Origin of the sequence: Streptomyces sp. NPDC052043 (assembly GCF_044548235.1) — a bacterium.
Lineage (GTDB): Bacteria > Actinomycetota > Actinomycetes > Streptomycetales > Streptomycetaceae > Streptomyces.
Genome location: NZ_JBIUBT010000010.1, coordinates 326,855 through 336,027, shown reverse-complemented (window position 1 = coordinate 336,027; position 9,173 = coordinate 326,855). Strand labels below are relative to the sequence as shown.

Genomic DNA, 9,173 nt, shown 5'->3' with positions numbered 1-9,173 from the left:
TGCAGGGGGGACCCTGTGGGAGAGTAGGACGCCGCCGAACAAATTGTGAGAAAGCCCCCGTGCCAATGGCACGGGGGCTTTCTGCGTTCGGGGCCCGCCGGCACTCGCCTAGGCTCGTACTCATGCGCTATGACCTCGTCATCTTCGACAACGACGGCGTTCTCGTCGACAGTGAGCCCATCTCCAACCGGCTCCTCGCCGCCTACCTCACCGAGCTGGGGCACCCCACCTCGTACGAGGACTCCATCCGTGACTACATGGGGTCGGCGATGCACCGGATCCACGACCTCGTCCTGGAGCGGACGGGGAAGCGGCTGCCGGACGACTTCGACGATGTCTTCCACACGCGTGTCTTCGCCGCGTTCCAGCGGGAGTTGAAGCCCGTGTCCGGTGCGGCCGACGTACTGGAGAAGCTGACGGTGGACGGGACTCCGTACTGTGTCGCGTCCTCGGGAAGTCATGAGCGGATCCGTGTGGGGCACCGGACGACCGGCCTGGACCGGTGGTTCGACGAGGAGCGGATCTTCAGTTCGCAGGACGTGGGCCGGGGCAAGCCGGCGCCGGACCTGTTCCTCCACGCGGCCGACCGGATGGGAGTGGCCCCGGAGCGGTGCGTCGTCGTCGAGGACTCCCCGCTGGGTGTCCGTGCCGCCGTGGCGGCGGGGATGGACGTCCTCGGGTTCACCGCGATGACCCCGGCCGAAAAGCTCGCGGATGCCACTCAACTCTTCACGCGCATGGAGGAGTTGGCCGACCTGCTGACATGACGCCGGCCACCGCCGACGCACTGACAATTGTCATGCGGAGCTCTGGACGATCGTTTCTACTGGCGGACCCCCCTCGCCCGCGAAGCTTTGAGCGTGACGACGAACACGAAGCGCGCGAGCCTCGCCCCTCTGCTCGTGGATGTGGCGGTGCCGGTCGGCGGGTACTACCTGCTCAAGAACGGGTTCGGGATGAGCACGCTGGCGGCCCTGGGATGGAGCAGTGTGGTCCCGGCCCTGCGGATCGGGTGGGCCGTGGCCAGGGAGCGCAGGGTCAACGCGTTCGCCGCGCTGATCCTGTTCGTCAACGTGGTCGGACTGCTGCTCAGTCTCGTCGCCGGTGACCCGCGGCTGATGGTCGCCAAGGACAGCGGCGTCAGCAGCGCGATCGGCGTCGGCATCCTGGTGTCCGTGGCGCTGGGCAGGCCGATGATGACCGTGGGCATGAAGCCCTGGCTGGTGAAGGGCGACGCGGCACGGGAGGCCGCCTGGGCGCGGTTGGCGGCCGGATCCGCGGAGTTCCGGCGGGCGGAGAAGGTGTTCTCGCTGGTGTGGGGCGTGGTGCTGCTCGCTGAGTGCGTGGTGCGGGTCGTGGGTGCCTACACGCTTCCGGTGGACACCATGGTGTGGCTCGGCACCGTGATCCTGGCGGTCTCGATGGTGATCGGGTTCTTCGTGAGCGGCGCTCTGGCCGCCGGGCCGATGGCGCACATGCTGATCGCCGAGACGAACGAGGCCTCGAAGGGCGTCGCCCTCGCCCGAAGCTGAGCAGAATTCATCTTTCACCGGACCTACCCACAGGTAGCCCAGGGCCCTACGCTCGCCGCCATGACTGATGTGCTGCGGCGCGGTAGGGCCTCGCTGGCGTTCAGCTTCTTCGCGCAGGGCGTCGCCTTCGCTCTCCTCGTGACGCGCATCCCGGCCATCCAGAGCCGGTACGGGGTGTCCGACGCGCTGCTGCCGGTCTTCCTGGCCGCCGTGCCGATCCTCGCCGGTATCGGCAGCACGACCACCGAGCACCTGGTGAAACGGGTCCGTCCCAGCCGGCTGCTGCGCTGGTCCCAGCCCGTCGTCCTGCTGTCCCTGCTCGGCGTCGGGGCGGGCGGCCGGGTCGCCGAACTGGGCGCCGCGCTGGCCGCGTTCGGGCTGGCCGTGGGGGTGCTGGACGCCTCGATGAACATGCTCGGGGTGAGCCTCCAGCGGGCGTACGGGCGCAGCATCATGCTCGGCTTCCACGCCGTCTACAGCCTCGGCGGGATCGTGGGCGCCTCGCTGGCCTGGGTCGGGGCGCACTGGCACCTTGCGCTGTGGGTGTCGTACCTGCCGGTGGTGGCCGTGCTGCTGCCGGCGGTCCTCGTGGGCAGCCGGTGGTACGTCGACGCCGACCCCGCTCCCGCACCGGGCAAGGCCGGCGAGGAGGTTGGCGGGAAGGACGGCGGGACGCTCGTGTTCCGGCTGCTGCTGCCGCTCTGCCTGGTGATGACGTTCGCCTACATCGGGGACTCGACCGTCTCCAACTGGAGCGCGAAGTACCTCCAGGACACGCTGGACAGCTCCGAGCAGTTGGCGACGGTGCCGTACAACGTCTACATGGTCACCACGCTGGTGGGGCGGGGCATCGGGGACACCGGGGTGCGCCGGTTCGGTGCCGTGGCCGTCGTACGGCTGGGCGCGTTGGTGGCGGCGCTGGGGTTCGCCGTGGTCGCCGGGGCGCCAGGACCCTGGGTGGGCATGGTCGGCTTCACACTGCTGGGGCTGGGCCTGTGCGTGCTGGTGCCGCAGACCTTCGCCGCGGCCGGGCGCCTGTTCCCCGGAGCGTCGGACCGGGCCGTCGCACGGCTCAACGTCTTCAACTACGTGGGTTTCCTGGTCGGCTCCCCGCTGGTGGGCGTGCTGGGCGACACGTGGAGCTACCGCGGGGCGATGCTGGTGCCCATGGTGTTGGTGCTGGTGACGTCGGTGTGCGCCGGGTCGTTCGCGCCGCGATCGGACCGATACGGTGGCGGTCATGAGCGGCCGCGCACAGCTGATGTGGGACGAGGCGGTAACGGGCTATGACTTCGGCCGGGACCACCCGATGGACCCGGTCCGTCTCTTCCTGACCCGGAAGCTGGTCGGCGCCCTCGGGCTCGACCGGGAGACACAGCTGGTGGCGGCCAGGCCGGCCGGTGACTCGACGCTGCGGCTGGTCCACCGGGAGGACTACATCGCCGCGGTGAAGGCGGCTTCGGCGGACCCGGGCGCGGCGGACGAGGCGTACGGGCTCGGGACGCTGGACGATCCGGCGTTCGCCGGGATGCACGAGGTGTCCGCGCTGATCGCGGGGCAGTCGGTGGCGGCGGCGGAGGCCGTGTGGCGTGGGGACGCGCCGCACGCGGTGAACTTCGCGGGCGGGCTGCACCACGCGATGCCGGGCGCCGCGTCGGGCTTCTGCGTCTACAACGACGCCGCGCTGGCGATCGCGCGGCTGCTGGAGCTGGGTGCCGAGCGGGTCGTGTACGTCGACACCGACGTGCACCACGGTGACGGCGTGCAGGCCGCGTTCTGGGAGGACCCGCGGGTCCTGACGATCTCGGTGCACGAGCACCCCCGGACGTTGTTCCCGCAGACGGGATGGCCGCAGGAGACCGGGGCCCCGTCCGCCGAGGGAACGGCCGTGAACGTGGCGCTGCCGGCGGGGACCGGGGACGCCGGGTGGCTGCGGGCGTTCCACGCGGTGGTGCCGGAACTGGTCGCCGACTTCCGGCCGCAGGTGCTGGTCACCCAGCACGGGGCCGACACGCACTTCGAGGATCCGCTGGCGCATCTGACGGTGTCGCTGGACGCGCAGCGGGCGGTGCAGATGGCGTGCCACGAGCTGGCCCACGAGCATGCCGAGGGGCGGTGGGTCGCGCTGGGCGGGGGCGGGTACGCGGTGGTGGACGTCGTCCCGCGGTCGTGGACGCATCTGGTGGGGATCGCGGCGGGGCGGCCGGTGGACCCGGAGACGGTGATCCCGGAGAGCTGGCGGCAGACGGTGTACGCGCGGACACGGCAGTTGGGCCCGATGCGGATGACCGACGGGCGGTGGCCGGTGTCCTGGGCCGACTGGGAGGCGGGGTACGACCCGGCGGACCGGCTGGACCAGGCGGTCCTGGCGACCCGGCGGGCGGTGTTCCCGCTGCGGGGCCTGCTGCCGTAGCACCCGGTCCCGCCGGTGAACGGGCCGTCAGGTTAGGCCGACTGTGCGGTGTTCCCGGGTTCTTCGGACGGCCGCGGGTGCCGTGCGTCAGCATCGCTCGGGTGTTGAGCATCGCGGCGCTGCGCGCCCATCTGGTGAGGGCCCGTCTCGCCGGGGTGGTCGCCACGACACGGGAGGCCGGCCTGCGCAGCTATCGGCTGTTCGCGGCCCGGGACCCCCGGGTGCTGATCGGGATCGATCCCGAAGGGGCTTGGCAGCAGCGGGACTTGATTGAGCTGATGGCGCAGAGGTGCGGTGTCTCGGCCGATCCGCGGTACCGGGCCGGACCCGATGTGATCGACCCGGAGCTGACGCTGGCCGCGCTGGACGCCTTCGCGGACCGGCTCGGTGCGGCGGCGCGGCGGGGTGCCCCCGTGCTGCTCGGCACCGGGCACCCGCACCGGCTGCTCGGTTTCTACGCCGCGCTGGCGGACGCCCTGTCGGCGGCGGGGTGTACCGTCCTCACCCCCGCGCAGGGTCGCTGTGTCGACATAACGACCCGGTTCGGTCTACGCACGTACCGCCTCGAGTACGTACGGGGAGTCGCCCTGGTCCGGCCGCCCGGCATCGAACGCTCCGGTTGTGAGCCCGGCGCGCACACGCATTCACCGCTCCCGGTTCGGCTGGCGCTCGCGGCGGCGGCCGACGCCGGCGGCCTCCTGCCGGAACTGGTGATCGGGGATCACGGCTGGGTCTGCGGTGCAGGTCAGCTGGGGTTCGAGGCCATGGGGCCGGCGGACACGAACGACCCCGCGCTCTTCGTCGGGCAGGCGGAGGGGCGCGTGTCCGTCGTCGTTCCACTTGATGACGGCGTACGGCCCGCCTACTACCGCCCACTGGCCCGCTACGTACTCAATCGGGCGTGTCTGTCACGGTAGGCCGCCGTTGCGTACACCTCTTCCCCACTCGCATCACCCGCCCCTAGTCTGGGGAGTGAGCACGCAGCGACGAAGAGTCACCGGAAGGGGAAGCCGGTGGCCGTCGAGTGCGGAAGGTTCAGGTGTGTCATGGCTGCAACTGGCGAAAGGCCTCTGAACGAGGTTCAGTTCCTTACCGTGGCGGAAGTCGCCTCGGTCATGCGAGTGTCGAAGATGACCGTGTACCGCCTGGTGCACAGCGGTCATCTGCCCGCGATCCGGGTGGGGCGGTCCTTCCGCGTCCCGGAGCAAGCGGTTCACGAGTACCTCCGCGAGAGCTACGTGGGGGTGGAAACCGCCTGACGACGATCGACGACGATCAGGAGGGGTCCGTGAAGGGCAGTACGGAACACTTCCGGATCCCTCCGATCACCTCGATTACGACCTCGGCGCTCGGGCGGGTAGGCTAGCCCCTCGTAGGTCGTGTGGGCCCATGGCGCCCAAACACCGAGTGATGAGAAGTGAGCGAGGGTAGTCGTGGGCTCTGTTATCAAGAAGCGGCGCAAGCGGATGGCCAAGAAGAAGCACCGCAAGCTGCTCAAGCGCACCCGCGTCCAGCGTCGCAACAAGAAGTAGACGCCGGTCGCGCGAGGTACGCGCCAACGCGAAAGCGTGTTTGTGGCCCCCCACCGCATCCGGTGGGGGGTCGCGTGCGTTCCGGGCCGGCCGGCCGCCGCGGATGATGGCTCGATTTGTTTCGCACGCACGTACCTGCCGTCACGTCCCGCATCGAGCGGTCGCCGCAGCGCAACCTCCACCCGATAGGTTGGCCGCACACGGGGAACCCGGCGGGAATCCAGGCGGGAAGGAAGGCGCTGATCTTGGGACAGGTCGTGCTCGTGACCGGAGTGGCCCGTCAGCTCGCGGGCCGGTTCGTGCGCCGCATCCAGCGTGATCCGCAGGTCGACCGGGTGGTCGCCGTGGACGCCGTCCCGCCCGAGCACCATCTGGGCGGCGCCGACTTCGTCCAGGCGGACATCCGGCAGCCCACGATCGCGCGGGTGCTCGCCGAGACGTCCGCCGACACGGTGGTGCACATGGACGTGACCGGCACCGCGCTGGGCAGCGGCAGCCGGGCCCTGGTCAAGGAGACCAACGTCATCGGCACCATGCAGCTGCTGGGCGCCTGCCAGAAGTCCCCGTCCGTCCAGCGGCTGGTGGTCAAGTCCAGCACCAACGTCTACGGCTCCGCGCCCCGGGATCCGGCGGTGTTCACCGAGACCACCCCGCCCAAGTCCTTGCCCAGCGGCGGCTTCCCGAAGGACGCGGTCGAGGTCGAGGGGTACGTGCGGGGCTTCGCCAGGCGGCGGCCGGACGTCGCCGTGTGTGTGCTCAGGTTCGCCAACATCCTCGGTCCGACGGCGGACACCCCGCTCGCCTCGTACTTCTCGCTGCCGGTGCTGCCGACGGTGTTCGGCTACGACCCGCGGTTGCAGTTCGTCCACGAGGACGACGTGATCGAGGTGCTGCGGATCGCCTCGCACGAGCCGCGTCGGGCCACGCTCAACAGCGGCACGTTCAACATCGCCGGCGACGGCGTGCTGCTGCTCTCGCAGTGCTCCCGGCGGCTGGGACGCCCCACGGTGCCGCTGCTGCTGCCCGCGGTGACGTGGGCGGGCTCACTGGTGCGTACGCTGGGAATGACGGACTTCTCACCCGAGCAGATCCGCCTGCTGACCCACGGCCGGGTCGTGGCGACGGACCAGATGCGCGACACACTCGGTTTCGCACCCAAGTACACGACCGCGGAGACCTTCGCCGAGTTCGCCCGCGTCCGCGGCCCCGGGCTGCTGCCGCCGGAGGCCCTCGCGGGGGCCGTCGACCGGATCGCCGCGCTGTCCCACGTGGGCAGTGGCCACCCCACGCAGAGCGCCGACTGAGGAGTGCAGCACCATGGCGGACGCCAAGGTCATTCCGTTCGACGACGACCGGTCCCGTGGGGGCGCCGTACAGCGGCCGTCGCGGCGCCGGAGCACGGGGAGCCGCCGCGCGGGCGCGGAGTCGGCGGCGGGCGGCGAGGTCCAGCCCCTGCCCGCCAGGGGGGCCGCGCAGGAGGATGTCCCGGTGACCAGTGAGGAACAGCCGGCGCTCCGGCCGCCGGACGACGGCGGTCTGGAGCGGCGTGTCGCGAGCGGACTGGCGTTCCTGCGCCGCCGCCTCACCGGGGACTACGACGTCGACGACTTCGGCTACGACGCCGAGCTCACCGACCAGCTCCTGATGTCCCTGCTGCGGCCGCTGTACGAGAAGTACTTCCGGGTCGAGGTGAAGGGCATCGGGAACATCCCCGCCGAGGGCGGCGCCCTGATCGTCGCCAACCACTCCGGCACGCTGCCGCTGGACGCGCTGATGATGCAGGTCGCCGTCCACGACCGGCATCCCGCGGGCCGGCATCTGCGTCTGCTCGCGGCCGACCTGGTGTTCGTGCTGCCGGTGGTCAACGAGCTCGCCCGCAAGCTCGGCCACACCCTCGCCTGCACCGAGGACGCCGAGCGGCTGCTCGGGCAGGGCGAGCTGGTCGGGGTGATGCCGGAGGGCTTCAAGGGCATCGGCAAGCCGTTCAGCGAGCGCTACAAGCTGCAACGGTTCGGCCGCGGCGGCTTCGTGTCGACCGCGCTGCGCCAGGGCGTGCCGATCATCCCGTGCTCGATCGTCGGGGCCGAGGAGATCTACCCGATGATCGGCAACGCCAAGACCCTCGCGCGGCTGCTGGGCATCCCGTACTTCCCGCTGACGCCCACCTTCCCGTGGCTGGGTCCGCTGGGGGCGATCCCGCTGCCGACGAAGTGGACGATCCAGTTCGGCGAGCCGATCGAAACGGACGGGTATCCGCCGGAGGCGGCCGAGGATCCGATGCTGATGTTCAACCTGACCGACCAGGTCCGCGAACAGATCCAGCACACCCTCTACAAGCTGCTGGTGCAGCGCAGGTCGGTGTTCTTCTGACGGTGCCACGACGGCGGGGCACCCCTGGGTGGGGTGCCCCGCCGTCGTGGGGCTGTTCGGTGCCGCCTACTTCTGCCGGGCCCCGCCTACTTCGCGTCCTCCGCGTTGATGCCGAGGCCGGGCAGCAGGCCCGGGAGGAGCGGCGGGAGCGTCACGTCGGGCCCGCTGACGGGCGGCTTCGTGGCGGACGGGGAGGCGGCACTGCCGCTGGGCTTCGGCGGGTCGAGCAGACCGCCGGTGGAGCCGCCGAGCAGCCCGTCCTCCTCGCTGCCGGAGCCGGCCGACGCGCTGGGGGTGGCGCTGCCGGGACGAGGGCTGTCGGAGGAGGGGTCGCCGCCGGTGCTGGGCTGGGCCGAGTCCACGGCGCCGGGCGAACCGGCGGACGGCGTCGGCCGGAGGCCGTGCTGCCTGCCCTCGCCGCCCGGGGTGGGGGGCTGGGGAAGCATCGACTGGAGCGGGGCGACCTCGTCGTCTATGGCGTCGAACACCGACGACACCTGCTGACTGACGTCGCCGAGCTGCACCGGGAGCCGGTCGCGGAGCGCGCCCCAGGCCTCGCGGTGGGACCGCGAGAAGGTGGAGAGCGCCTGGATGGGACGCAGGGAGTCGGGGTCGCGCTCGTACGCCTCGTGCAGCAGGCGGTGGCCCTCGGTGGCGTCGTGCTGCACCCCGGACAGGGTGCGGCGGACCTCGCCCAGCGACTCGTGGTCGAGTTGGCCGCCGCGGCCGCGCTCCATCAGCCTGCGGGCCTCGCTCAACCGGGTCGAGGCCAGGTCGAGGTAGGCCTGGCCCTGCTCGTCGGCGCCGTCGGTCAGGTAGGTGAGCTTGAAGTCCTCGATGCCGCGTTTGAGGCCGTACAGCGAGTCGCCGGGGAGGGCGTTGGAGCTGGCGGCGGCCACGCCGCCGAAGGCTCCCGCGGCCACACCCACGCTGAGTCCGCCGGCGGCCAGCGACTTGCTCAGCCGTGTACGCGGCCGCAGTTTCCCCAGGCGACTCGCCCGGTGTGCGCCCCGCCCCCGTTGCCTGGGCACCGGTAGGTCACTCGCCTCGCCCGCCGCGGTGCTCTCCTGGAGCATGGCCTCCATCGCGGCCACCAGGCGGGCCCGCTGGACGACCTTGACCTCGGGTTCCAGCTCCGGCCGCGGCAGCGCGTCCAGACCGGTGGCGAGGGCCAGCATGCGGCCCTGCTCGATCTGTTCCGCGGCCGCCGGTGCCGGTGCCGGTCCTTCGGCCTCTTCGGCCGCCGTGCCCCGGTCGGACAGCTCTTCCAGGGCCTGGGCGAAGGCGTTCGCCCGCCGGTGCGCCGATACTTTCGCGATCACTGGC

The 9,173-nt window shown here is 71.4% G+C and carries 10 protein-coding genes; 9 read left to right on the top strand and 1 reads right to left on the bottom strand.

What is annotated here, in order from left to right; genetic code table 11:
- The first annotated feature begins 122 nt into the window (after nucleotides 1-122).
- The 9 genes from ACIHCX_RS25750 (at nucleotide 123) to ACIHCX_RS25710 (ending at nucleotide 7,847) form a co-directional block, all read left to right on the top strand.
- Nucleotides 123-767 (top strand): HAD family hydrolase, encoded by a 645-nt coding sequence (locus tag ACIHCX_RS25750; RefSeq protein WP_400033293.1) that lies wholly within the window; start codon nucleotides 123-125, stop codon nucleotides 765-767.
- A gap of 93 nt (nucleotides 768-860) precedes the next feature.
- Complete coding sequence (locus tag ACIHCX_RS25745; protein WP_400033291.1) at nucleotides 861-1,532, top strand: VC0807 family protein; 672 nt, start codon at nucleotides 861-863, stop codon at nucleotides 1,530-1,532.
- Between the two features lie 60 nt (nucleotides 1,533-1,592).
- Nucleotides 1,593-2,822: an MFS transporter gene (locus ACIHCX_RS25740; protein ID WP_400033289.1), complete on the top strand. Its 1,230-nt coding sequence runs from the start codon at nucleotides 1,593-1,595 to the stop codon at nucleotides 2,820-2,822.
- Nucleotides 2,773-3,945: an acetoin utilization protein AcuC gene (locus tag ACIHCX_RS25735; RefSeq protein WP_400033287.1), complete on the top strand. Its 1,173-nt coding sequence runs from the start codon at nucleotides 2,773-2,775 to the stop codon at nucleotides 3,943-3,945. The genes ACIHCX_RS25740 and ACIHCX_RS25735 overlap by 50 nt, the downstream gene beginning before the upstream one ends.
- Nucleotides 3,946-4,046: 101 nt before the next feature.
- Nucleotides 4,047-4,862, top strand: a complete 816-nt coding sequence (locus ACIHCX_RS25730; RefSeq protein ID WP_400033285.1) for a phosphatase — start codon at nucleotides 4,047-4,049, stop codon at nucleotides 4,860-4,862.
- 129 nt (nucleotides 4,863-4,991) lie between these two features.
- The gene (locus ACIHCX_RS25725) at nucleotides 4,992-5,204 is read left to right on the top strand and encodes a helix-turn-helix domain-containing protein (protein ID WP_161329789.1); all 213 of its coding nucleotides are present in this window, start codon (nucleotides 4,992-4,994) and stop codon (nucleotides 5,202-5,204) included.
- Between the two features lie 174 nt (nucleotides 5,205-5,378).
- Nucleotides 5,379-5,477, top strand: a complete 99-nt coding sequence (locus ACIHCX_RS25720; protein ID WP_003948845.1) for a 30S ribosomal protein bS22 — start codon at nucleotides 5,379-5,381, stop codon at nucleotides 5,475-5,477.
- A 245-nt stretch (nucleotides 5,478-5,722) separates the two neighbouring features.
- Nucleotides 5,723-6,781, top strand: a complete 1,059-nt coding sequence (locus ACIHCX_RS25715) for an NAD-dependent epimerase/dehydratase family protein (RefSeq protein WP_400033283.1) — start codon at nucleotides 5,723-5,725, stop codon at nucleotides 6,779-6,781.
- 13 nt (nucleotides 6,782-6,794) lie between these two features.
- The gene (locus tag ACIHCX_RS25710) at nucleotides 6,795-7,847 is read left to right on the top strand and encodes a lysophospholipid acyltransferase family protein (protein ID WP_400033281.1); all 1,053 of its coding nucleotides are present in this window, start codon (nucleotides 6,795-6,797) and stop codon (nucleotides 7,845-7,847) included.
- 86 nt (nucleotides 7,848-7,933) lie between these two features.
- Here ACIHCX_RS25710 and ACIHCX_RS25705 read toward each other — a convergent pair whose 3' ends face one another.
- Entirely contained in the window at nucleotides 7,934-9,169 is a 1,236-nt protein-coding gene (locus tag ACIHCX_RS25705) for a DUF5667 domain-containing protein (protein ID WP_400033279.1), read from the bottom strand.
- Nucleotides 9,170-9,173: the final 4 nt, after the last annotated feature.

Bases quoted from the DNA above. Each gene is read 5' to 3' on its own strand.
- ACIHCX_RS25750 (WP_400033293.1), top strand. From the start codon at position 123: ATGCGCTATGACCTCGTCATCTTCGACAACGACGGCGTTCTCGTCGAC.
- ACIHCX_RS25740 (WP_400033289.1), top strand. From the start codon at position 1,593: ATGACTGATGTGCTGCGGCGCGGTAGGGCCTCGCTGGCGTTCAGCTTC.
- ACIHCX_RS25735 (WP_400033287.1), top strand. From the start codon at position 2,773: ATGAGCGGCCGCGCACAGCTGATGTGGGACGAGGCGGTAACGGGCTAT.
- ACIHCX_RS25725 (WP_161329789.1), top strand. From the start codon at position 4,992: ATGGCTGCAACTGGCGAAAGGCCTCTGAACGAGGTTCAGTTCCTTACC.
- ACIHCX_RS25710 (WP_400033281.1), top strand. From the start codon at position 6,795: ATGGCGGACGCCAAGGTCATTCCGTTCGACGACGACCGGTCCCGTGGG.